The sequence below is a fragment of the Streptomyces globosus genome, from assembly GCF_003325375.1.
In the GTDB taxonomy this organism is placed as follows: Bacteria; Actinomycetota; Actinomycetes; order Streptomycetales; family Streptomycetaceae; genus Streptomyces; species Streptomyces globosus_A.
Genome location: NZ_CP030862.1, coordinates 5,444,517 through 5,467,263, shown reverse-complemented (window position 1 = coordinate 5,467,263; position 22,747 = coordinate 5,444,517). Strand labels below are relative to the sequence as shown.

20 protein-coding genes and 4 pseudogenes are annotated in these 22,747 nt (G+C 69.9%); 11 read left to right on the top strand and 13 right to left on the bottom strand.

Going from position 1 to position 22,747, the window contains the following annotated elements:
- Positions 1-65 precede the first annotated feature (65 nt).
- From C0216_RS24265 to C0216_RS24250, 3 genes and pseudogenes are all read right to left on the bottom strand, one after another.
- A pseudogene (locus tag C0216_RS24265) lies at positions 66-269 on the bottom strand (TetR/AcrR family transcriptional regulator); the annotation flags it as partial.
- 203 nt (positions 270-472) lie between these two features.
- Positions 473-1,339, bottom strand: a complete 867-nt coding sequence (locus C0216_RS24255) for a helix-turn-helix domain-containing protein (protein WP_114057328.1) — start codon at positions 1,337-1,339, stop codon at positions 473-475.
- A gap of 203 nt (positions 1,340-1,542) precedes the next feature.
- Positions 1,543-2,007, bottom strand: coding sequence for an ATP-binding protein (locus C0216_RS24250; RefSeq protein WP_342777132.1), 465 nt, complete (start codon positions 2,005-2,007; stop codon positions 1,543-1,545).
- Between the two features lie 174 nt (positions 2,008-2,181).
- On the opposite strand from C0216_RS24250, the gene C0216_RS24245 reads away from it, so the two are divergent.
- Positions 2,182-2,967 carry a helix-turn-helix domain-containing protein gene (locus tag C0216_RS24245; RefSeq protein ID WP_114057327.1) on the top strand — a complete coding sequence of 262 codons (786 nt, stop codon included), beginning with the start codon at positions 2,182-2,184 and terminating at the stop codon, positions 2,965-2,967.
- On the top strand, positions 2,964-3,239 hold the full coding sequence (locus C0216_RS24240; RefSeq protein WP_114057326.1) for a DUF397 domain-containing protein: 276 nt from the start codon (positions 2,964-2,966) through the stop codon (positions 3,237-3,239). Before C0216_RS24245 ends, C0216_RS24240 begins: the two co-directional genes overlap by 4 nt.
- Here C0216_RS24240 and C0216_RS24235 read toward each other — a convergent pair.
- Positions 3,229-4,025: pseudogene (locus C0216_RS24235) on the bottom strand (IS5 family transposase). The gene C0216_RS24240 and the pseudogene C0216_RS24235 overlap by 11 nt on opposite strands.
- Before the next feature lie 188 nt (positions 4,026-4,213).
- On the opposite strand from C0216_RS24235, the gene C0216_RS24230 reads away from it, so the two are divergent.
- Both C0216_RS24230 and C0216_RS24225 read left to right on the top strand, forming a co-directional pair.
- Positions 4,214-4,612 (top strand): hypothetical protein, encoded by a 399-nt coding sequence (locus C0216_RS24230; protein ID WP_162793285.1) that lies wholly within the window; start codon positions 4,214-4,216, stop codon positions 4,610-4,612.
- 81 nt (positions 4,613-4,693) lie between these two features.
- The gene (locus tag C0216_RS24225) at positions 4,694-5,986 is read left to right on the top strand and encodes a VanZ family protein (protein WP_114057324.1); all 1,293 of its coding nucleotides are present in this window, start codon (positions 4,694-4,696) and stop codon (positions 5,984-5,986) included.
- An 89-nt stretch (positions 5,987-6,075) separates the two neighbouring features.
- On the opposite strand, the pseudogene C0216_RS24220 reads toward C0216_RS24225, so the two are convergent.
- From C0216_RS24220 to C0216_RS24205, 6 genes and pseudogenes are all read right to left on the bottom strand, one after another.
- A pseudogene (locus tag C0216_RS24220) lies at positions 6,076-6,606 on the bottom strand (IS701 family transposase); the annotation flags it as partial.
- A gap of 158 nt (positions 6,607-6,764) precedes the next feature.
- Positions 6,765-6,908, bottom strand: a complete 144-nt coding sequence (locus tag C0216_RS33590; protein ID WP_162793284.1) for a hypothetical protein — start codon at positions 6,906-6,908, stop codon at positions 6,765-6,767.
- A gap of 151 nt (positions 6,909-7,059) precedes the next feature.
- Positions 7,060-7,563, bottom strand: a complete 504-nt coding sequence (locus C0216_RS24215) for a hypothetical protein (protein ID WP_162793283.1) — start codon at positions 7,561-7,563, stop codon at positions 7,060-7,062.
- A 23-nt stretch (positions 7,564-7,586) separates the two neighbouring features.
- Positions 7,587-9,677, bottom strand: a complete 2,091-nt coding sequence (locus tag C0216_RS34685; RefSeq protein WP_246042872.1) for an amidase domain-containing protein — start codon at positions 9,675-9,677, stop codon at positions 7,587-7,589.
- Positions 9,678-9,770: 93 nt separating this feature from the next.
- Positions 9,771-11,630 (bottom strand): annotated as a pseudogene (locus tag C0216_RS34680) (DNRLRE domain-containing protein); the annotation flags it as partial.
- A 602-nt stretch (positions 11,631-12,232) separates the two neighbouring features.
- Positions 12,233-12,700: an ATP-binding protein gene (locus tag C0216_RS24205; protein ID WP_342777131.1), complete on the bottom strand. Its 468-nt coding sequence runs from the start codon at positions 12,698-12,700 to the stop codon at positions 12,233-12,235.
- Between the two features lie 111 nt (positions 12,701-12,811).
- On the opposite strand from C0216_RS24205, the gene C0216_RS24200 reads away from it, so the two are divergent.
- Genes C0216_RS24200 through C0216_RS24185 form a run of 4 tightly spaced genes read left to right on the top strand, consistent with a single transcriptional unit; the run spans position 12,812 to position 15,590 of the window.
- Positions 12,812-13,660: a helix-turn-helix domain-containing protein gene (locus C0216_RS24200; RefSeq protein WP_114057321.1), complete on the top strand. Its 849-nt coding sequence runs from the start codon at positions 12,812-12,814 to the stop codon at positions 13,658-13,660.
- A complete protein-coding gene (locus C0216_RS24195) occupies positions 13,657-13,914 on the top strand; it encodes a DUF397 domain-containing protein (protein ID WP_114057320.1) in 258 nt (85 codons plus the stop codon). The genes C0216_RS24200 and C0216_RS24195 overlap by 4 nt, the downstream gene beginning before the upstream one ends.
- 34 nt (positions 13,915-13,948) lie before the next feature.
- Entirely contained in the window at positions 13,949-15,166 is a 1,218-nt protein-coding gene (locus tag C0216_RS24190; protein WP_114057319.1) for a hypothetical protein, read from the top strand.
- Positions 15,156-15,590 carry a GNAT family N-acetyltransferase gene (locus C0216_RS24185; protein ID WP_114057318.1) on the top strand — a complete coding sequence of 145 codons (435 nt, stop codon included), beginning with the start codon at positions 15,156-15,158 and terminating at the stop codon, positions 15,588-15,590. Before C0216_RS24190 ends, C0216_RS24185 begins: the two co-directional genes overlap by 11 nt.
- Before the next feature lie 13 nt (positions 15,591-15,603).
- Here C0216_RS24185 and C0216_RS24180 read toward each other — a convergent pair whose 3' ends face one another.
- The 3 genes from C0216_RS24180 to C0216_RS24170 form a co-directional block, all read right to left on the bottom strand.
- The gene (locus tag C0216_RS24180) at positions 15,604-16,500 is read right to left on the bottom strand and encodes a phosphatase PAP2 family protein (protein WP_114057317.1); all 897 of its coding nucleotides are present in this window, start codon (positions 16,498-16,500) and stop codon (positions 15,604-15,606) included.
- Between the two features lie 68 nt (positions 16,501-16,568).
- Positions 16,569-17,615, bottom strand: coding sequence for a LacI family DNA-binding transcriptional regulator (locus C0216_RS24175; RefSeq protein WP_114058882.1), 1,047 nt, complete (start codon positions 17,613-17,615; stop codon positions 16,569-16,571).
- A gap of 25 nt (positions 17,616-17,640) precedes the next feature.
- Positions 17,641-19,269: a glycoside hydrolase family 13 protein gene (locus tag C0216_RS24170; protein ID WP_114057316.1), complete on the bottom strand. Its 1,629-nt coding sequence runs from the start codon at positions 19,267-19,269 to the stop codon at positions 17,641-17,643.
- Positions 19,270-19,491: 222 nt separating this feature from the next.
- Between C0216_RS24170 and C0216_RS24165 the strand changes: the two genes are divergently transcribed.
- The 3 genes from C0216_RS24165 to C0216_RS24155 are packed head-to-tail and all read left to right on the top strand — an operon-like array spanning position 19,492 to position 22,717.
- Positions 19,492-20,766: an extracellular solute-binding protein gene (locus C0216_RS24165; RefSeq protein WP_114057315.1), complete on the top strand. Its 1,275-nt coding sequence runs from the start codon at positions 19,492-19,494 to the stop codon at positions 20,764-20,766.
- A gap of 8 nt (positions 20,767-20,774) precedes the next feature.
- Positions 20,775-21,806, top strand: a complete 1,032-nt coding sequence (locus C0216_RS24160) for a carbohydrate ABC transporter permease (RefSeq protein ID WP_114057314.1) — start codon at positions 20,775-20,777, stop codon at positions 21,804-21,806.
- A 2-nt stretch (positions 21,807-21,808) separates the two neighbouring features.
- Positions 21,809-22,717 (top strand): sugar ABC transporter permease, encoded by a 909-nt coding sequence (locus C0216_RS24155; protein WP_114057313.1) that lies wholly within the window; start codon positions 21,809-21,811, stop codon positions 22,715-22,717.
- The last annotated feature ends 30 nt before the right edge of the window (positions 22,718-22,747 follow it).

The window sequence follows — 22,747 nt, the reverse complement described above, 5'->3', positions numbered from 1 at the left end:
TGGCGGAAATGCGACCTCGCGTTCGGGACGAGTGGAACGGTCCTCCGTTGACAGGCCGGCGTTGATCACCAGGAGGCGGCCGTCTCGGGCACCCCGGAGGGGAGGAGGGGGCGGAGTGCGCCGACGACGGCGTCGATGCAGGCGTCGCGTGGTTCGGTGCGGTGGCAGGTCTCCCGGTCGAGCCAGTCCACGCAGAGGACTTGGACGAACACCAGCCACGCCTTGAGCACGGCGGACACGGCGTCGCGGGTGCGGTCGTCGGCCAGGGGGGAGGGCGTCGAGCTCGTTCGTCATTCCCTGGCGGTGCACGGCCGGCCGCACTGGTTCCAGCTCGTGCTGACGGTGATCGAGCTGGTGTTGCCGCCCCTCTGGTTCTGGCTCGCCCCGGCCGACGAGCGCGCGGCGGCGACTGCGGACGGGCCGCGGACCGGTGCGGGCGCGGCCGTGCGGCCCCCGGCTGAAGCCGGACGCGTCAGGCGGCCGCGCGGCGGGTGCAGGGCGGGCATTCGCCCGGGGTGGGGGAGCGGTGGGCCTTGTCGCAGGTCGGGCAGGTGCGGAGGGGGCGGAGGACCCGGTCGGGGCCGGCCGCGCCCACCCGCGGCGTGGAGGGCAGGCGGGCGGGGGCCAGTTCGCGGATGCGGTGGAGGAGCAGGCCGTACGGGGAGTGGATCGGCGCGAGGGGCAGCCCGTTGGTGAGGGAGGCGCTGACGGCGGCCACGGGGAGCCCCTGGTCCAGCCACTCCGACACGGCGGGCGCGAGGCGTTCCACGTCCCGTTTCGAGAGGACCAGCCGCGGGTCGCGCAGCCGCAGCCGGGCGAGCAGGTCGTACGCCTCCGGGCGCGCCGGCCGGGCCGCCTCCTTCCCGGGGGCGGGTTCCGGGTCGGCCTCCTCCCCGTCGGCGGCGGGGGCCGGCTCCGGCTGCGGGGCGGCCTCCTGCGGGCGGGCCGCGGCGGGCTCCAGGGGGGCGGTCTCGCGGGCGGGGCGGGCCTCCGCCCACAGTGCGGGCGGGTTGTTGTACGACTCCGTGAAGGCCACGACCCGCCCCGATGCCGCGCGCTCCCGGCGGCGGCGCAGGTAGCCGTGGTGCTCCAGCTCCCGCATGGCGGCGGCGATGCGCACCTCGCCCTCCGGGAAGCGCCCGGCCAGGCTCTTGATGGTGACGCTGGCGCCGCTGGGCAGCGACTGGATGTGCACGGCGAGACCGATCGCCGTCAGGCTCAACTCGCGGTGCTGGGCGAGATGGTTGCCGACCTTGACATACCGCCGGGTGTGATCGCGGTTGATGTGCCGGATGCCCGCCGTGGGGCACGCGGGCGCGCTAGGCTGCTGGTCAGCCATGGGGAAGGTCCTGCTTCCACTGTGGTCAGGCCCTCGGTTCGGGATGGCAGTCCCGGTCGAGGGCCGTTCGCGTTTCTGGGGTTGTGAGGGAATCGTGCACCGGGAATTGGCCTATTTGCCAGCGGGGTTGGGGTGATTCACCCGACCGGGTGAGAGGGGGAGGGGGGAGGTTGGGTGAGGTCGTTGTACCGGTGGTTATGTCTTTAGGTGTCGTGCGCCACCGGAACACGGTCCACCGGGTCGTGAGAACCTCGATCCGGCGAAAGCGGATTGCCGAAATCCAATTCCGCCCACACCGTTTTCAGCGGAACCGGCCCCCGGTCGGTTCCCCACCGCGAGGCAAGTGCGGACACCAGCAGCAGCCCCCGTCCGCATTCCGCCGCCGGGTCGGGAACGGCCCGCTCGCCCGGCGGCGCGGCCTCGGCGCGCGTATCGGATACCTCGATACTCAGCGTAGGCCCGGGCCCCGTCCGCAGTCGCAGCCGGAACCCGCGCCCCGGCACCCTCCCGTGCGTCACCGCGTTCGCGGCCAGCTCGGCGACGACCTGCGCCGCGTCCGCGAACGGAAGTCGATGTTCCAGTAGTTGGGAGACGGTGAGGGCGCGTGCGGCACGAGCGCCGCGCGGGGTCGAGGGGAGGATCGCGACGAGGGAGATTTCCTGATTCACGTGACTCAGCGTGGCCGCCCCTGCGTAACCTGAACAGTGCCGAGGCGGCTGTGTACGGCTGCTGTCCAAGGCAGTTGTGTGCTGTCCTGACGGTCCCCGCGGAGGTGGGAAGGGAACACAGACGGCGCCGACGAGTCGAGCTGGGAACTCGACCCGGAGGACGAATCGGGGGCGGTGATCGCCGCACTGGGACGCCAGTTGAGAATGTGGCGCGAGTCCGCCGGCCTCGACCGTGCCAAGTTCGGCCAGCGGATGGGATACGGCCCGAACCTCATCTACAAGATCGAACGCGGCACCCGCATTCCCCGCCCGGAGTTCCTGGACAAGGCGGACGAGGTCCTTGGGGCGGGCGGGAAAATCGCCGCGATGAAGGTCGATGTGCAAAAGGCCCGCTATCCCAAAACCGTTCGCGATCTGGCCAAGCTAGAGTCAGAGGCGGTTGAGCTTGGCGCATACGGCAATCACAATCTGCACGGACTGCTCCAGACCGAGGAGTACGCCCGGGCGCTGTACGAGATTCGGCGGCCGGCCTACTCGCCCGACGAGGTTGAGCGTCACGTGTCGGCGCGGATGGCTCGCCAGTCCATGTTCCATCGGCAGCCGGCCCCGGCAATGACCTTCGTGCTGGAACAGGTAATCCTGGAGCGTCGGCTTGGTGGATCGGGGGTCCTGCGTAGGCAGTTGGAGCGGTTGCTGGAGATCAGCTCTATGCGCAACGTCGAGATCCAGGTGATGCCGACGGCCTCCGAGGACCACGCCGGGATGGGAGGCCAGATCCAGGTGCTGAAGTTGCGAGGTGGGTCGACGGTGGGCTACGTCGAAGCACAACTGATGAGCCGGCTGGTGACGGACCCCAAGGATATCCAGATCCTCGAACTGCGGTATGGGATCATCCGTTCGCAGGCTCTCAGTCCGCGGGAGTCGTGCCTCTTCATCGAGAAAGTGCTGGGAGACACATGAGCATCACGCCCTCGGGCCGCGGCCCTTCCGCACTGACGTGGGTCAAGAGCAGCTACAGCGCAAGCGACAGCAACGACTGTGTCGAGGTCGCCTGGACCAAGAGCAGCTACAGCGCCAGCAACAGCAACGAGTGCGTCGAGGTAGCCCACCTCACCGGCACCGTCCTCGTCCGGGACTCCAAGGTCCCCGACGGCGGTCGGCTCGCCGTGGCTCCGGCTGCCTGGGCCGGGTTCCTGGCATCCGCCGTTGTTCAGGCGCGTCTCATTCGGTGAGTCGGCGGCGGCGGTAGCCGGTGAGGGCTGCGGCAATGCCGACGAAGGCCAGGAAGTGATCCGCCTTGCCTTCGTAGCGGCGGTGGAGGCGTCGGCAGCCGGCCAGCCACGAGACGTCCGTTCGACGACCCAGCGGTGTCGGCTCAGATGCTGCGAGGAATCGATGCCCTTGCGGGCGATGCGGTGCCGGATCCCTCGTTGCCGGAGGCATCGCCGCAGGTGGTCGTAGTCGTAACGCGTGGAACTTGGCGGGCCGCCGTCTGCGGGGCCCGTGACGGGAGCGTGGGGGCGGGATACCGCGCACGAGCGGCGGCAGACCGAGGCTGTCCGGCAGGTTGGCGCCGGAGATCCGCAGCGAAAGGGGCAGTCCGTTCCGGTCCGTGACCAGGTGAGTCTTCGATCCGCTCTTGCCGCGATCGGTCGGATTCGGTCCGGTCAACTGCCCCCTTTTGCCGCCCGGACGCTGACTGAGTCGATCGCGCACCGTGACCAGTCCAGCTTGCCGCGGGCACCGAGCTGGTCCAGGACGACGCGGTGGAGCCGGGCCCGGACCCGCTGCAGGATCCACTGGGCGAACCGCCGGTAGACCGTCTGCCGGCACGGCCCGAACACGGGTGGAAGCTGCCGCCAGGTGCAGCCCGACGTGGCGACGAAGGTGATCGCCGCCAGAGCCACCCGATCCCCTGCCCGCCGGCGGCCTCCGCCCTGCGGACGTGTTACCTCCGTCGGCGGCACCACCAGCCGGAACAACTCCCACAACTCGTCTGGCGCCAGCCGCTCAACCAGATCCGCCAGAAACCTTTCAGCGACCGAAAGCGCCAAAGAAAACGACCTCTAAACGCCTGCGGGCCAGTTCGAGAACGTCCATGGCTCGAAACAACTTGCTGAACGACTCACGGTCGCATAGACCGTCACCAGAGCCAGACGTAGCGTTACTCCCGGGGAAATGACTGACGAATTGGGGAGGGGATCGCATGTTCATGCGAGCATTGGCCGTCGGAGCCGTCACCGGGGCGCTCGTCGTCGGGGGGACCGCGGCCGCATACGCCGTCACCACCAGCACCAAGCTGAGCAACGGAACGCTGTCGTTCACCGCTCAGGACGGGTCCGCCTACGGGGACTCGTCGGTGTTCTACGCGTCCACCGCCTACAAGAAGACCGCCGGATCCAAGGTCTCCGTACGCCTGGAGATGATCACCAAGGACGGCCGCTTCGGCAGCAGCGACGCATACAAGTCCGTCTCCGCAGGGCAGACAGTCATCACGCAGTGGGGCGGTGTCAGCAAGTCGCGTTACGCCTCCGACTGCAAGGCCACCGGATCGATGTGGGCCACCGGCAGCATCTACTACACGCCGACCGTCCACTTCTGCTGACTCCCCGCACCACCACCCTGCCGGGTGCGACGCTGACCGCCAGCGCCGCACCCGGCAGTCCTTTTTCAAGGAGACACCCTCATGATCGAAGCGTCGCTGGACGCAGTACCGGGCCTTATCCTCGGCTTCTGCATCCTGGCTGTGATATTCGGTGTCCCGGCCGCCGTCTTCGCCCACCGCAACACCATCCCCGCCTTTGCGACCGTCTTGTCCGCCGTATCCGTGGCGGGCATCGTCTGCGTCACCCTCATGCCCGGTCTGTCCGCCGACGCAGGCCGCAACTCCTGCGACCTCGGCTTCGAACTCGCCGGGCTCGGCCCGTCAGCGTGGCTGAACTTCGCCCTGTTCATCCCCGCCCCCCTGTTCGCCGCCGTCGCATTCCGCAAACCACTGCTGACCGTGACGGCGGCCGTCGTCGGCAGCGCCGCCATCGAGGCCGCACAGACCCGCCTGGCGACCGGCCGCACGTGCAGCCTCACCGACCTCGTCATGAACTCCGCCGGGGCCGTCATCGGCACCGCAGCCGCTCTCGTGTGGTTGCTCGCCGCCGGGGATTCCCTTGCCCTGCGCTGGAAACGTGATGCCGCCCTCTCCACGATCACCGCGGCCGCCGGATCCGTGCTCCTCACCGCCGTCCTCGCGATCTGGACACCCGACACCCGCGACGCCGTCGCTTCCGACCGAGAAACGGCCACTCGGGTCGCCGCCACAGAGGAAGCCGTCCAGTGGATGGGCGAAGTATCCACCGCAGCGTTCGGCCCCAACCAGCAGAACAGCGGCATCCACACCGAACACCGCGACGGCCGGTGGATCCTCGCCTTCCAATCCGACAGCGGCACCATCGACGGCGTGTGGCCGGACCGCACCCTGACCAGCATCAAGGCCCGCAACAACGAGGCCGAACCTGGCACCCTCACCGCCGCCGACGCAACCGCCACCGGGAAGACGTTCGCCGAGACCTGGTTTCCCGACCAAGTCCGGGGGAGCACCCTCACCACTCAGCCGCTCGGCAACAGTCCCCGCACCGTGTACGAACTCACCTACCGCAGGCACGCCAACGGGGTCATGCTCCCGATGCGCCTCGACCTCGCCGTCACCTCAACCGGCCGCATCCTGCATGTCTCGTGCATCCCCGAACCAGACCCCGCCATGCCTGCCCCGGTCCTCAACCGTGAAACGGCCGAGACCCGCGCCCGTGAGCACACCGGCCGCACCCCGACCGCCGCGGTCCTCCTCGCACAGAAGATCAGCGGTACATGGCGGCCGGTATGGATGGTCGGCATGCCCGAAGGCTCCCCCCAGCCCGACGTCTTCCTCGACGCCGTCACCGGAACGCCAGTCACTCCCGATCCCACCCGCCGGCCCCCCGGCTAGTACTCCAGTGCGGTTTCGTGATCTATCCAGCAGGTCTGTCGGCGGATCGCCGTCGGTAGTGGCTGCGTCGGGCTGTTGCCTGGTGCCTCCACTCCGGCGTCCAGGGCAGCGGCGATCATCCTCCCGGCCAGGCGGGGCTTGGTCGCGAAGCGGACTTCGTCGGGTATTCCGGCCGCCCGGCGGCGTTCGGGATCGGTGCACCAGGACTGTTCGGGCAGGTAGAGGCGGCGGTCGATCAGGGCCCGTCCCCGGCTGGTGGTGTAGGCGAGGAAGACCCCGACCTGGGAGTTCTCGATGCGCCCGGCGGTGCCGGTGTACTGGCGCTGGACGCCCGCCGAGGCGCGGCCTTTCTTCACGAAGCCGCTCTCGTCCACGACCGGCACCGCGCCCTGGGCGCCGAGGTGTTCGACGGCGTAGGCACGGATGTCGTTGCGTACAGCGTCGGCGTCCCAGCGGGCGTAGCGCAGCAGCCGCTGCATCGGGCCCGGCCGGGCCAATCCGGCCTGTTCGGCCAGCTGCCAGCAGTTCTTCCGCTCGGCATGTGACAGCAGCCCGAGCAGATAGGCACGGGCCGTCCTCCGCGGTTCAACTCGGCTGAACCGGCCCGCGATCCGGGCCATGGCCTGCTCGGACATCGCCCGCCATCGGACGCCGTCTATGCTGTGACCTGCGGCCACCGCACGATCGTCATGAGTCCACACGACCCTTGATGATCACGCGGTGGCCGTACCCGTTCGCAGCCGGGTCCGCGACAAGATCGCGAAGTCACACTGGAGTACTAGGAGTCGGCCGCGCCGGGCAGTCCGGAGGGGAGGAGGGGGCGGAGCGCGCCGACGACGGCGCCGATGCAGGCGTCCCGCAGTTCGGCGCGGTGGCAGATCTCCCGGTCGAGCCAGTCCACGCAGAGGACTTGGACGAACACCAGCCACGCCTTGCGAGGGTTGCCTCGGGGTCGAGGCGCGTGGCCGCGAGGAACGGCGAAGACAAGGTGCAGCAGCGGTACCGCGAAGGGGCGCCGCCCACGCGGTTTCCCGCGCAGGCGACGCCCTTGTTCAAGACTTGCTCGGATCAGCTCACCGTACGGTTTTCGAACCGAGTTCGCCGGGTTTCTTCGGCACCCACGGGTGCAGGGCGGTGGCCTCCTCAGGGGAGGGCTCGTCCATGATCACACGCCAGATGTCCTTGCCTTTTGCGCTGGTGGCCCGGACCTGGATTTGTTTGATCTGGTCGGTCTCGTGCAGATAGAGCACGACTTCCTGCCGGAGCGAGCCCTCGTCGTAGAACTCCGCGGTCACCTTGCCGCGGGCGCCCTTGCCGAATGCCGTGATCCAGTTCTCGGCAGTCTTCTCAGAAGCGCCGTTGCCGTCCTTGTCGGCCAGGGACGCCAGCTCGCCCACCTTGCCGTCGGCGATGCGCCACACCACCTGCTGGGTGATGCCCAGGGATCCCGTGGACGGGTATCCGACCACGCCGAGCGGCGGGTGGCTGCCGTAGTCACCGGCGTACGCCACGTCTTCGGCATCGTAGGCCGAGGAGCAGGCGGTCAGCATGCCGACGGCCAGCACGGAAGCTGCCACAGCCCGCAAGGCCGGTCCTGGCCTCATCGAGACCTCGGCCGAAGTGCGCCGACCTGGACGATCGGATTGGGACCGGTCCTGTGGCGGGCCATGATCCCCTGGAGGGTGTCATGGGCGCTGTAGCCGTGCTGGGCAACACGGACGACGCCGTGATTGTTACCGGTCACGACCGCCGCGTGATTGAACACACCGTTATCTTTCTTCCAGCTGAAGAACAGGATGTCCCCGGCCCGAAGATTGTACGCACGGTTGACGTAACCGGGCTGGCGGTAGTTCAACATGTGCGTGAACAGATTCTGGGCCCCTGACCAGGTGTGGCTGTTCTTCTTCCACGCCATCCAGGAGGTGTTCCGCCACCAGGCACGGTCCTGCCAGTACGCCCAATGGCGCATCTTCATGCCGCCACCGTTGTAGAGGGCCTTGGACACAAAGTTCGTGCAGTCGTTGCGACCATACTCCCTCGGGATCCGGCCGGCGTTGTTCCAGGCCCAGCTCGCGGTGCCCGACCCGTTGACGTAGGAAGCCGAGAGGGCACCTGCCGCAACGGGGTCCGACACGGGGAACCCGTCCCCACCCAGGAGGATGGTCTCTGCGCCATCGGTCGGCACGCCCGTGGTGTCGGCCGGGGTAGCGGCCACCTGGGCTCCCGCAGCAGCCGTGGGAGACAGCTTCTGCCCCGCCTCGCTGTCGTCGGATTCGCTCTCGAGCTTCACCGCCCCGCCCGAGACGTTGAACACGAACCGCTTGGCCCGCCGCTCCTCCGACACCTCGTCGACGCCGTTGACCCGCAGGGTCATCGTCTGGATGACAGTGGCGCGAACCAGCACGCGGGCGGCCCCACCATCGGCAATCATGATGTCCGTCAGAGCCGAAGAGGCACCCACGTATGCCTGGCTTTGCGTTTCCAGCGCCACGAGCTCCCCAATGAGCGAGGCCTCCTGCACGTCGAGGACCGGACCGAAGACTGTTCCGTGCGGAGACTCGGCCGCAGCCTCGGCCGTGGTGGCGCTAACCCCCGTCATGACCTTGTTCCGGGCGCTCAAGTAGGCCTGGACATAGTCCTTGTACGGCGTGCTGCCCCCGGCTACGGAGGCACCCTGCGCCAGTGCGGATCGGGACACCGGGCCGCTACCGACGGCATTCTTCGCTGTCACCGAAACCCGGTAGGAGGTCACGTTGTCCAGCCCGCCGAAAACCGTGCGCAGCTCCGTGCCCTCCCAGGTGCCCACCACCGTACCGTCGCTCTTCTCAGCCGTCGCCACATAGGTGACGTCACCGGTCGCCCCACCGTCGAGCGGGGCGTTCCAGGTGGCGAGCAGGCCGGTGTCACCCGGGGTGGTGACGATGTCGCTGACAACGCCGGGAGCGGTCGGCGGCAGGTACTCGACTGTCAGCTTTGGACGCAGGGTGGGGTCCGCCGCCGCGGCCGAGTGGTACGCCGCTCCGGCCGCCGTGCCGGGGACGGTGAGGGCCAGTCCCTCGTTCCCGCCGCGGTCGAGCCAGGACTGCACCAGCATGCCGAAGTCGACCTCGGCCAGCGCGAGGTCGGAGACGTAGCTGTCGTTGCCCGCGGCCGTCAGGAGATCCTTGCCGCTTTGTGCCGCGGTCCAGGCAGTGGAGAGCTCGTACGCGCTCGGCTTCTGCGCCACGCACTGGGTGGTGCAGTCGGCCCTGGACAGTGACAGCTTGGCGGAAGTGACCCGGGCTCCCGGCGGGAGCGCGGAGAGGTCCGCCTTCAGGTGCGTCGCCCACAGATGTCCGTCCGCAGTACCGATCCGGAGCTGCCCGGTCGGCGGCGGGGCGCAGCCGGGTGTGTCACAGTCGGTCGGGGCGGACGTGCCCGCGAGTGCGGTGCCGGTGAGAGCCAGGGACTGTGTGGCCGGCAACGAAGGCAACGGCTGGAGGCGGATGGTCAGGCTCTGCTCGGCTGACCAGGGTGAGCAGCCGACGCTGTCACAGGCCCGTACCGACCAGCGGTAGCTCGCACCGTCCGCGAGCCTGCCCTCGGGGATTTGCAGGGAGGCCCGAGTGCCGCTTTCAACCCATACGGAAGGCAGCGGGAGATTGGGGACGAGATTCCCGGCCGCGTCCTTCAGCGAGAACTCGGCGCTCACACGGGTCTGCGCCGAAGTAGTGACGACCGCGGACAGGATGGGCGTCAGCGTCTGCTGCGCGCCCGCCTGAATGTCCTGCGGAGCATCGGGCAGCGGACTGACGGTGAAGGTGGTCCAGTTGGACCAGGGTGACCAGCTGTTGCTGTAGTGCGTGCCGTCGTAGGGCGAGGTACGGAACCGGTACGTGCGCCCGTGCTGGAGCACGCCCGCCGGTACGACGACCGACGCGGGGGTGCCGGCCGGGACGAACGGCGACACCAGGGTGTTGCCGACCTGGGTGTTGGTGGCGGCGTCGAAGATCTGGAAGGTGCCGTTGACCGTGTCGCCGTCCTTGTCCGCGAACGTGTCGCGCAGGGTCGGCGTCGTCGTCTCGACGCGCCAGGCGGGAGTCTTGTCCTGGACGAACGGAGGACCAGCCTCCTGCTTGGTGCCGGTCTGCGGACGGTAGTTGTACGTCACCGTCAGCTTCGGCGGGTTGGAGGCGGCGTTCGCCGAATTGACGCGCTTCCACTGCCCGACAACCGACTCCGACGCGGCGCGCAGGCCCATGCTGGACAGCGGCGCCTTCGCGGACGCCCACGTCTGGACGAGGGTGGTCACGTCGGCGTTGATCCAGCCGTCCGGTGCCGAGCCGCAGCCGGGGTTGCCACGGGTTTCGGTGGAGGTGGCGTACTTGGTGCGCATGGCGGGCTGGTTCGTCCAGCGCGACGCGGTGCTGGGGGTGCCGGAGTCCCAGACCTCCCACGGCTGCGCGATGCAGTCGATGTTACCCGAGTGGAAGTTCCAGAGGGACAGCTTGGCGTCGGAGACCAGCGCGTCCGCGATCGGCGCCGTGTTCCACGTGATGAACGAGCGTGCGGTGCGGAAGGTGCCGTTCGCGTTCTTGGTGCCGGGGTTGCCGAGGTCGAGCTCGGTGTCGCCTGACCAGTCGACGGTCTCGCCCTGCTGGACGTAGGTGTCGAAGACGTTGCCCAGCGCGGAGGTGGAGGGGTCCACGGTCACCGGGTACTTGGTGGCCGGGTCCGCCAGGAATTTCGCGTCCGGGGTGACGACCAGGTCGACCGTGCCTTTGCCTTGGACGACCTTCATCGCCACGGGCACTCTGCGGGTGTGCTCGCCCGAGACCGGATCGACGGTGGCGTCCCACATCACCGGCGCCGGCATGACCGCAGTCTTCTTGCTCCTGCGGTCGGTGAACTGCACGCTGCCGTCGGCCTGCTGCTGCACCTTCAGGCCCTTGGCCACCAGGGGCAAGGTGTACGAGTAGTTCTCACCGGCCGGGCGCTGCTTCAGTTCCACAAATTGCTCGAAGCCGCCACGTGTGGCCTCGATGACGACGTCACCGCCGGGGACGGCGTTTGCGTACTCGGCTCGTGCACCGTCCAGCTTCGGGGACGGTAGGGCGCCCTTCCACTTGAGGGTGATCTGCTGGTCACCCTCGCCGAGGGTGACGAGGTCGGTGGTGATGTAGTTGACCGACGGAGCTGCCTGCGGCGCGGCCTTGACCATCCGCGGAAGGGTGCCGGCGGCCAGCTTCAGGCCCTGCGGGTGAGCCTTGGACGCCACGAACCCGTCCGGGCCGTGGCCCAGGGTCACGTCGACGGCGCGCCAGCCGCGTGCCTGCTGGTCGTAGAAGCGGATCGGCCCGGCAGCCACTTCGGTGGTGAGCGTGCCGTTCGGGTTCACCCACGTGGTGGAGGTCTCGGACCGTTCGGAGACCGCCTCCACGCGGTGGCCCGCCGTCCGCGCGGCCACCCGGGCGCGCGCGAGGTTGAGTTCTTCGGTCACGGCGCTGGGCTTGGCCGCGGCGGCCGGGGCCGCGGCGGCGTCTGCCGGGTGCGAGCTCTGGATGAGGGTGGCGGTCACGATGAGTGCCGCTCCGCCCGCTATCCAGTGGGTTGTCCCCCAGGGCCCTCTTCCGCGGCGTCTTGCCGCGGAGAAGCGAGTAGCCATACGTCCTCGGTCCTTCTGCGAGTACCCGATGATCTAGGTACGAGAGGAGCAACGTAGTTGCCTGACCAGGGCGTTCTTCCTCGGAAACGGGCAACGGGGGCATAATTCTCGCCACAGTGACGAATTTGTGATGTGTCATGGCCTGCGTGTCTCCCGACACGAGAAGACCTTGGGTCTGCGTGCTTCACCCCCACCTGGCCAACCTGCTCAAGGCCCAGGACTGGACGGCGCTTCGGCTGGGCGCCGACGTCCGCCCCGACCAGCTCCCCGCCCTCGTCGAAGCCACCCGGTGGACGAGGGACGTAGCGAGGGGCGCCGCGGCTCCCCCGCGCCGCCGAGAACCGTCCCCTCCCGCGGGTGTCTCGGAGCGCCCGCGGCGAGATGCACGGTCACTTGCCGGGCCCGTCAGTCATGGGGAAGGTGCTCTCTTCCGCCGTGGTCGAGCCCTCGGTTCGGGATGGAAGTCCCGGTCGAGGGTCGAACGCGTTTCTGGGGGTTGTGAGGAAAGCGTGCACCGGGAACTGGTGCGCCCGCCGGGGGTTTGGGCGATTCACCCGAACGGGTGAGAGGGGGAGGGGGAGGTTGTTTTACCTTCGGTTAGTTCACTTAGCGTCGTGCGCCACCGAAACCCGGCCCATCGGGACGTGAGAACCTCGATCCGGTGAAAGCGGCCCGCCGAAATTCATTTCCGCCCAGACCGTTTTCAGTGGAAGCGGCCCCCGCTCAACGCCCCACCGCGAGGCGAGCTCGGACACCAGCAGCAGCCCCCGCCCGGATTCCGCCGCCGCGGCCGGAACGGACGGCTCGCACGGCGGGGCCGCCTCGGCGCGGGTGTCCGACACCTCGATACGCAGCGTAGGCCCGGGCCCCGTCCGCAGTCGCAGCCGGAACCCGCGCCCCGGCACCCTCCCGTGCGTCACCGCGTTCGCGGCCAGCTCGGCGACGACCTGCGCCGCGTCCGCGAACGGAAGTCGATGTTCCAGTAGTTGGGAGACGGTGAGGGCGCGTGCGGCACGAGCGCCGCGCGGGGTCGCGGGGAGGGTCGCGACGAGGGAGATTTCCTGATTCACGTGACTCAGCGTGGCCGCCCCTGCGTAACCTGAACAGTGCCGAGGCGGCTGTGTACGGCTGCTGTCCAAGGCAGTTGTGTGCTGTCCTGACGGTCCCCGCGGAGGTGGGAAGTGAACACAGACGGCGCCGACGAGTCGAGCTGGGAACTCGACCCGGAGGACGAATCGGGGGCGGTGATCGCCGCGCTGGGGCGCCAGTTGAAAATGTGGCGCGAGTCCGCCGGCCTCGACCGTGCCAAGTTCGGCCAGCGGATGGGATACGGCCCGAACCTCATCTACAAGATCGAACGCGGCACCCGCATTCCCCGCCCGGAGTTCCTGGACAAGGCGGACGAGGTCCTTGGGGCGGGCGGGAAAATCGCGGCGATGAAGGCCGACGTGGAAAAGGCCCGCTATCCCAAGAAGGTGCGCGATCTGGCCGAATTGGAGGCGAAGGCGGTTGAGATCGGGGCCTACGACTGCGGTGTGGTGATGGGGCTGCTCCAGACCGAGGAGTATGCGCGTGCCCTCTACGGCATGAGGCGACCGGCGTACTCGGAGGACCAGGTTGATCGCCTGGTGATGGCTCGCCTGGCCCGGCAGAACGTCATCCAGGCACAACCGGCGCCGCTCCTCACGGTTGTGCAGGAAGAGACTGTGCTGCGACGTCCGATCGGGGGCAGGATGGTGTTGCGTCGCCAGCTCGAACACCTGTTGACCGTCGGCAGCCTGCGCAACGTGGAAATCCAGGTGATGCCGACGGCTGTTGAGGAGCACGCGGGACTTGCCGGGTCGCTCCAACTCATGCGTCTCAGGGACGGAACGACAGTCGGCCACAACGAAGTCCAGCTGGTGAGCCGCTTGATCACCCAGCCGAAAGAGGTTCAGATCCTGGACATGCGCTATGGCATGATCCGAGCACAGGCACTGACACCTCGCGAATCGCTCACGTTCATCGAGAAGCTACTAGGGGAGACATGAGCATCAAGCCGTCGGCCGAGAGCCTCTCCACCTTGACGTGGGTCAAGAGCAGCTACAGCACGAACGACGGGCCCGCATGCGTCGAAGTCGCCTGGACCAAGAGCAGCTACAGCGCCAGCAACAGCAATGAGTGCGTCGAGGTAGCCCACCTCACCGGCACCGTCCTCGTCCGGGACTCCAAGGTCCCCGACGGCGGTCGGCTCGCCGTGGCTCCGGCCGCCTGGGCGGGGTTCCTGGCATCCGCCGTTGTTTAGACGGCTTCGCGAGCCCCGTGGCGCGGAGGCGGCCGTGCAGGCCGTCCTCCGCGAGCGGCGGCCGGATCCGGCCGCCTGGGCGGCGGTCGTCGAGGTGGCCTGCGGCCCACCCGAGGACCGGTGGAGGGCCAGGGACGCGCTCATGCAGGCCCGGTTCGCCCTCGCCCCGCACGCCGACCGCCTCGCCCGCCGCCTCGGACGCGGTCACCTCGGGGCGGGCAACGCATCCCAGTGGGACGTCCAGATGCTCGCCCTCGCCCTGGCCGGGACGGGCGATGCGCGGGCGATGCCCGCCCTGCGGAACCTGTCCGGCGCGGACTGGTTCCTCATCGACGCGCGTCCGCTCGCCGCGCTGCCCGCCGCCGACCTGCTCCCGCTGGTGCGGGCCGAGCTGCGGCACACCCGTTTGTCGACCCCCGACCTGCTCCGCGTCCTCGCCGACCTGGGCGCAGCCGCCGCCCCGGCCGTCCCCGAGGTCATCCCGCACCTGGAGGCCAGGTGCGCCTACGACGCCGCCCGTGTCCTCGGTCGGATCGGGCCCTCGGCCGCCGCGGCCGCGGGGCGGCTGGCGGGGTTCGCGGCGGGCGCCGTGCGCCCGGAGGGCCCGTACGGCCCGGAGGCCGCCTGCGCCTGGCACGGGGTCCGCATGGCCGCCTGGGCGCACTGGCGCACCACCGGCGACGACGCCCTTCTCCGACGTGCCTGCGCCGCCGATCTCGCGGCGGGGCGCGGCAGCCGCAGCCTGCCGTACCTTGCGGACCTCGGCCCGGCCGCCGCCGGGCACGCCGACGCGGTGCGGGCGCTGACGGATTCGCCGGGCGGCTGGACCCGGGTCGCGGCCGCGCACGCCTGGTGGCGGATCACGGGCGATCCCGAGCCGGCGGTGCCGATGCTCCTCGCGGACGTTGACCCGGATTTCGACGGCCACCCCGCCCACCCCACACCGGCCGCGGTCCGGCACCTGGGTGCGATCGGTCCGGCCGCCACCGCGGCGGTGCCGGTGCTGGTGCGGCTGCTGGATCGGGAGGAGAGGGTCCGGGAGCCGTGGGAGCGGAAGCGGATCCTGGTGGACGACGACTTCACCCGCGCCCTCGCCGAGGCCCTGACCCGGATCACCGGGACCGTCCCCGACGCGACCCCGCCGGCAGTCCTCCCCTGGCTCACGGGCCCGGGACCCGAGCCCGTCTCGGATACCGGGATATCCCCTGCCCCGCGCCTGCGCGGCCTGTTTGGATGGCGCGATGAGCATTGAAGCGCTGCCCGACGGGTACGAGATCTCCGCCGACCCCTCCCGCCTCGACGTGGCCCGGATCCACCGGTGGCTGTCCGAGGACGCCTACTGGGCGCTGGGCCGCAGCCGGGAGAAGCAGGAGGCCGCCATCGCCGGCTCGCTGAACTTCGGGGTGTACGACAGCGCCTCGGGCGAGCAGGCGGCGTACGCCCGGGTGGTCACCGACCGGGCCACCTTCGCGTGGCTGTGCGACGTGTACGTCGACCCGGGCGTGCGCGGCAAGGGCCTCGGCGGGGCGCTGGTCGCGGCGGTGCGGGCGCACCTGGAGCCGTTCGGGCTGCGCCGGATCCTCCTCGCCACCGCCGACGCGCACGAGGTGTACGCCCGGCACGGCTTCGAGCCGCTCGCCTTCCCGCAGAAGTGGATGGCCCTCGGGCAGCAGTAGGGGCCCGGAGGGGTCAGGTGCGCTGTCCGCGGAACCGGTTCGCCAGGGCGGCCGTGGCCGGGTGCGGGCCGGTGTGGAGGGGGTGGCGGGGCAGCCGGTGCGGCATGTCGCCGTACCAGGCGCGGGAGACCGTGTAGCCGAAGGCGAGGCAGATCATGCCGCCCACCGCGTCGAGCCAGAAGTGGTTGGCGGTGGCGACGATGACGACGAGCGTCGCCGTCGGGTAGAGGAGGCCCAGCACGCGGGCCCACGGGACGGTCGCCACCGCCCAGATCGTCAGTCCGCACCAGAGCGACCACCCTATGTGCATGGACGGCATCGCGGCGTACTGGTTCGACATGTTCTTGAGGTTGCCGGAGGCCATCGAGCCCCAGGTGTGGTGGACGAGGACCGTGTCGATGAAGTTCTCGGTCTCCATCAGCCGCGGCGGGGCCAGCGGGTAGAAGTAGTAGCCGACGAGGGCCACGCCGGTCGTCGCGAAGAGCACGAGGCGGGTCGGCGCGTACCGGCCCGGGTGCCGGCGGTAGATCCAGGCGAGGACGCCGAGGGTCACCACGAAGTGGAGGGTGGCGTAGTAGTAGTTCATGCCCACGACCAGCCACGTCACCGAGTTCACGGTGTGGTTGACGGTCTTCTCCACGGCGATGCCGAGGGCCTGCTCCAGGCGCCACAGGAAGTCGGCGTTCGCGAGGGCGACGGCCTTCTGCTCGGGCACCGCGTTCCGGATGAGCGAGTACGTCCAGTAGCTGACCGCGATGAGGAGGATCTCGAACCAGATCCGAGGCCTGCGGGGCGCGCGGAGGCGGGTGAGGAGGTCGGCCCGGGTCTGCGGCGGCGGCGCCGCGTCGACGGCGGCGGGCGTCGAGACATCCGTCCGGGTTTCCAGTGTCTTCACGCTCGCTTCAGCCATGGGACGAGAGTTTGCCAGATGCCTTCCCGCCTTCGATCATCCCGCGGGAGCATCCTTGCCGCAGCCGCTCAGCCTTCAGGACGAGACGGGACCCTGGTCTGCCCGGGGCCGGACGCGGTGGACCCGCGGACCACCAGCTCGGGCAGGAACACGAACTCGGTGTGGGGCGCCGGCGTGCCGCCGATCTCCTCCAGCAGCGTCCGCACGGCGGCCTGTCCCATGGCCTGTACGGGCTGGCGGATGGTCGTCAGCGGCGGGTCGGTGAACGCTATCAGGGGGGAGTCGTCGAAGCCCACCACGGAGACGTCCTGCGGGACCCGCAGGCCCTGCTGGCGGGCGGCCCGGATCGCGCCGAGCGCCATCATGTCGCTCGCGCAGACGACGGCGGTGCAGCCGCGGGCGATGAGCGAGGTCGCGGCGGCCTGCCCGCCCTCCAGGGAGTACAGGGAGTGCTGGATCAGCTCCTCGACGGCGTCCTCGTCGAGGCCGAGGCGCTCCTTCATCCCGAGGCGGAAGCCCTCGATCTTGCGGAGGACGGGCACGAACCGCTTGGGGCCGACGGCCAGCCCGATACGGGTGTGGCCGAGCGCGGTCAGGTGGGTGACGGCCAGCTGCATCGCCGCCCGGTCGTCGGGGGAGACGAAGGGGGCCTGGACCTTCTCGGAGAAGCCGTTGATCAGGACGAATGGTACGCCCTGCGCACGAAGTTGGTCATACCGGCCGGTGTCGGCGGTGGTGTCGGCGTGCAGGCCGGACACGAAGATGATCCCGGAGACGCCGCGGTCGACGAGCATCTCGGTCAGCTCGTCCTCGGTGGACCCGCCGGGGGTCTGCGTCGCGAGGACGGGCGTGTACCCCTGGCGGGTCAGCGCCTGGCCGATGACCTGGGCCAGCGCCGGGAAGATGGGGTTGTCCAGCTCGGGGGTTATCAGCCCGACGAGGCCCGCGCTGCGCTGCCGCAGCTTCACGGGCCGCTCGTAGCCGAGCATGTCGAGCGCGGCCAGCACGGACTCGCGGGTGCCTGCGGCCACACCGGGCTTGCCGTTGAGCACGCGGCTGACTGTGGCTTCGCTGACCCCCGCCTGGGCTGCGATGTCGGCAAGCCGTGCGGTCACGGGATTGGACTGTACCGGTCCCACGTCACAAAGCCCACCAGGTGCACGAATCCTGGGGCAGCCGGACCGAGCGGCCGTCCGTCTCCACCGGGGCGCTGGAGAGGACGGGGCGTCCCGGCGACGGCAGCTCCACCACCGTGCCCCGCCCGTTGAGGGTGCAGGCGAAGCCGGGCCGGGTGAAGAGGAGCACCCCCTCCGGGGAGGGCTGCCACTCCAGCGGGCCGGCGTCCGGGGAGCCGAGGCCCGGCAGGGCGCGGCGCAGCTCCAGGGCGGCCCGGTACAGCTCCAGGGTGGAGTGCGGGTCGCCGGTCTGCGCGGCGACGCTCAGGCCCGCCCAGTCCCGGGGCTGTGGCAGCCAGCTCCCGGCCGGGCCGAAGCCGTACGGGGGCTCCTGCCCTGACCAGGGCAGCGGGATCCGGCAGCCGTCGCGCAGCCCGTCCTGCCCGGCGGTGCGCAGGAACGCCGGATCCCGGCGGACCTCGGCGGGCAGGTCGGCGACCTCGGGCAGGCCGAGCTCCTCGCCCTGGTAGAGGTACGCCGACCCGGGCAGCGCCAGCATCAGCAGGGCGGCGGCCCGCGCCCGGGCCAGGCCCTGCGGGCCGCCGCCGTAGCGGGTGACGTGCCGGACGACGTCGTGGTTGGAGAGGACCCAGGTGGTGGTGGCCCCGACCGCGGCGGTCGCGGCGAGCGACTCGTCGATCACGGTCCGCATCAGGGCCGGGTCCCAGGGGCAGTTCAGGAACCGGAAGTTGAAGGCCTGGTGCATCTCGTCGGGGCGGACGTACAGGGCCAGGCGCTCCGAGGTCGGCGCCCAGGCCTCGGCGACGCCGATCCGCTCGCCGCCGTACTCGTCCAGGAGGCGGCGCCAGGAGCGGTGGATGTCGTGGACGCCGTCCTGGTCGAAGAACGGCAGCGGCTCGGTCCCGATCAGGGTGGCCTGGGCGCCGCGGCCGATGTCGGGCAGGCCGGGGGCCTTGACCATGCCGTGGGCGACGTCCACGCGGAAGCCGTCGACGCCGAGGTCGAGCCAGAACCGCAGGACGGAGGCGAACTCCTCGGCGACCTCCGGGTGCTCCCAGTTCAGGTCGGGCTGCTGCGGGGCGAACAGGTGCAGGTACCACTCGCCGCCGGCGGCGCGCGTCCAGGCGGGGCCGCCGAAGACGGACTCCCAGTCGTTGGGCGGCACCATCCCGCCGGGGCCGCGGCCCGGGCGGAAGTGGTAGCGGGCGCGGGCCGGGCCGCCGGGGGCCTCGGCGAGCGCCTCGCGGAACCAGGGGTGGCGGTCGGAGGTGTGGTTGGGCACCACGTCGACGATGACCCGCAGGCCCAGCGCGTGGGCGGCCCGGACCAGCTCGTCGGCGTCCGGGAGGTCCCCGAAGAGTGGGTCGACGGCCCGGTAGTCGGCGACGTCGTAGCCGCCGTCGGCCTGCGGGGAGACGTAGAAGGGGGTCAGCCACACCGCGTCCACGCCCAGCCGGGCCAGGTGCGGCAGCCGGGAGCGCACCCCGCGGAGGTCCCCGACGCCGTCGCCGTCGCTGTCCGCGAAGGAGCGGACGTACACCTGGTAGATGACGGCATCGCGCCACCAGCCGACGCTTTCGGTGGTCTTGCTGGAAGCGCTTGCAAGCCGGGGGGCGGTCAGCTCATGGGTCATACCGGGGTCAACGCGGCGACACCGCCCCTGGTTGCGGGCCTGACGACCCGAAGGACGTTCGATCGGCCAGCAAGGTGCGGCAACCGTCCGGACACGCGGATGTAACGATCCCCCGGGCTTGCAGAAAATTGCCGCAAGCTCTTTCGGTCAGCTTTCAGGCTTGTTACGTTCCCTGCAACTCGGGACCGCGAGGGCGCGGCCGGGATCATCGAAGGAGTTCATATGCGGCGTGGCATAGCGGCCACCGCGCTGGTCGCGACCCTGGCGCTCGCGGCGACGGCTTGCGGCGGTGACACCAAGGACGACGGCGGCGCGACCAAGGCGGGCGGGGAGCTCTCCGGCACGGTCACGTGGTGGGACACCTCGAACGATGCCGAAAAGGCGAGCTTCCAGAAGATCGCCGAGGCGTTCACGGCGAAGCACCCCAAGGTCACGGTCAAGTACGTCAACGTGCCCTACGGCGACGCCCAGAACAAGGTGAAGAACGCCTTCAGCAGCGGCGCCGAGGCCCCGGACGTGATCCGCGCCGACGTCGGCTGGGTCGCGGACTTCGCCTCCCTCGGCTACCTCGACGAGGTCCCCGCCGAGACCGCGAAGAAGATCGACGCCGAGTTCCTGCCCCAGGCCGCCGCCAGCGGCAAGTACGAGGGCAAGACCTACGCGGTCCCGCAGGTCATCGACACCCTCGGCCTCTTCTACAACAAGAAGATGCTCGCCGACGCCGGCGTCCAGCCCCCCAAGACCCTGGAGGAGCTGAAGGCCGCCTCGGCCGCGATCAAGGCGAAGACCGGCAAGGCCGGCCTGTACCTGCGCGGCGACGACTCCTACTGGTTCCTCCCGCTGATCTACGGCGAGGGCGGCGACCTGGTCGACGCGAAGAACAAGACGGTCACCGTCGACAACGAGGCCGGCGTCAAGGCCTTCAAGACGGCCCGCGACCTCGTCACCTCCGGCGCGGCGATCACCAACGCCACCGACGGCTGGAACAACATGCAGACGGCCTTCAAGTCCGGCGAGGCCGCCATGATGATCAACGGCCCGTGGGCCGTCGCCGACAGCTACGCCGGCGAGCAGTTCAAGGACAAGTCGAACCTCGGCGTCGCCGCCGTCCCGGCCGGCTCCGTCAAGGCCGGCGCCCCGCAGGGCGGCCACGACCTCGCCGTCTACGCCGGCTCCAAGAACCGCGCCGCCGCGCACGCCTTCGTCGAGTACATGACCTCGCAGGACGTGCAGGTCCAGTCCGCCAAGGAGCTCAGCCTGCTCCCGACCCGGACCGCCGCCTACGAGCAGCCCGACGTCAAGTCCAGCGAGATGGTCCAGTTCTTCAAGCCGGCCGTCGACAAGGCCGTCGAGCGCGCCTGGATCCCGGAGAACGGCTCCCTCTTCGAGCCGCTGAAGGTCGAGTACACGAAGGCGATCACCGGGGCGTCGAGCCCCGAGGACGCGGCCAAGGCCGCCGGCGCCGAGTTCCGCAAGATCCTCAAGGGCTGGAAGTAAACAAGACCATGGCTGCTCACACCAGCCAGTCTGTGGCGAAGGCCGCGGGCGACGAGAGCGACGTCGCCCGCGGCCGGAGCCGCAGGACTGACGGGCCCCAGCGCGCCGCGAACCGCGGCGGGCTCAAGCGTGCTTTCGCCACGCACTGGTACGCCTGGGCGATGATCGCCCCGGTCGTGCTCGTCCTCGGCATCATCATCGGCTGGCCGCTCGTCCGCGGCGTCTACCTGTCGCTGACCGACGCCAACGAGCGGAACGTCGCCCGCACGATCGGCGCCAACCACATCGAGGCCACGTACACGTTCGTCGGACTCGACAACTACACGGCCGTGCTGAGCGACCCGGTGTTCTGGCAGCGGCTGGTGTGGACGGTGGTGTGGACCGTCGCGTGCGTGACCGTCACCTTCGCGCTCGGCCTCGCCCTGGCGAACATGCTGAACCGCGACTTCAAGGGCCGCGCCTTCTACCGCATGGCGCTCATCCTGCCCTGGGCCGTCCCCGGCTTCGTCTCCGTCTTCGCCTGGCGGTTCCTCTTCAACCGCGACAACGGCATCCTCAACAAGCTCCTCGACGGCGGCGGCATCGCCGCGATCCCGTGGCTCGACGACCCCACCTGGGCGAAGCTCTCGGTGATCACCGTCAACGTGTGGCTCGGCATCCCCTTCATGATGGTCGCGCTCCTCGGCGGCCTGCAGTCCATCCCGGGCGAGCTGTACGAGGCCGCCGAGATGGACGGCGCCACCACCTGGCAGCGCTTCCGGCACATCACCCTGCCCGGCCTGCGCTCGGTCAGCATGACGGTGATCCTGCTCTCCACCATCTGGACCTTCAACATGTTCCCGGTGATCTTCCTGCTGACGCGGGGCGGACCGGGCGACTCCACCGAGATCCTGGTGACCCAGGCCTTCCGCGAGGCCTTCGTGTCGAGCCCGCGCGACTTCGCCGGCTCCGCGACCTGGGGCGTGCTCATCCTCGCCCTCCTCATGATCTTCGCGCTGGTCTACCGGCGCGCGCTGCGCAAGCAGGGAGAGGTGTGGTGACCATGGCCGCCTCCACGACCACGGCCCCGACCGAGGCCGGGACGACCGCCGCGACCCCCGGCAAGGCCCCCGGGAAGGTCCGCCCGCGCGGGCAGCGCTCGCCGCTCGCCTCCTTCGGGCTCCACGCGACGCTCGCCGCCGCCGCCGTCATCGCCGTGTTCCCCGTGCTGTGGGTCCTGCTGACCTCGCTCAAGCCCGCCCAGCACGCGATCACGACGGACTTCGTCAAGGACCCCACCCTGGAGAACTACCGCTACCTGGTGGAGGAGACCTCCTTCTTCACCTGGTTCGGCAACTCCCTCCTCGTCGCCGGCATCACCACCGTCCTCGGCGTGTTCATCGCCGCGACCACCGGCTACGCCGTCAGCCGGTTCCGGTTCCCCGGCATGAAGCCCCTGATGTGGACCCTGCTCATCACGCAGATGTTCCCCATGGCCATCCTCATCGTCCCGCTCTACAACCTCATGGGACAGCTCGGACTGCTCAACCAGCCCGTCGGCCTGATCATCACCTACCTCACCATCGCGGTGCCCTTCTGCGCCTGGATGATGAAGGGCTTCTTCGACACCATCCCCGCGGAGATCGACGAATCCGGCCGCGTCGACGGGCTCACCCCCTTCGGCACGTTCTGGAGGCTCATCCTGCCGCTGGCCCGCCCCGGCCTCGCCGTGACGGCCTTCTACTCCTTCATCACCGCGTGGGGAGAGGTCGCGTACGCCTCCGCGTTCATGGTCGGCGACGAGAACCTCACCCTCGCCGGCGGCCTGCAGACCTTCGTCACGCAGTACACCGCCAACTGGGGACCCATGACGGCCGCTTCGGTCCTCATCGCGATCCCCGCCGCCATCTTCTTCGTCTTCGCCCAGCGTCACCTCGTCGCCGGGATGACGGCGGGCGCCACCAAGGGCTGACCACCCGGCTCCCGCCCCCGCACACCCCCG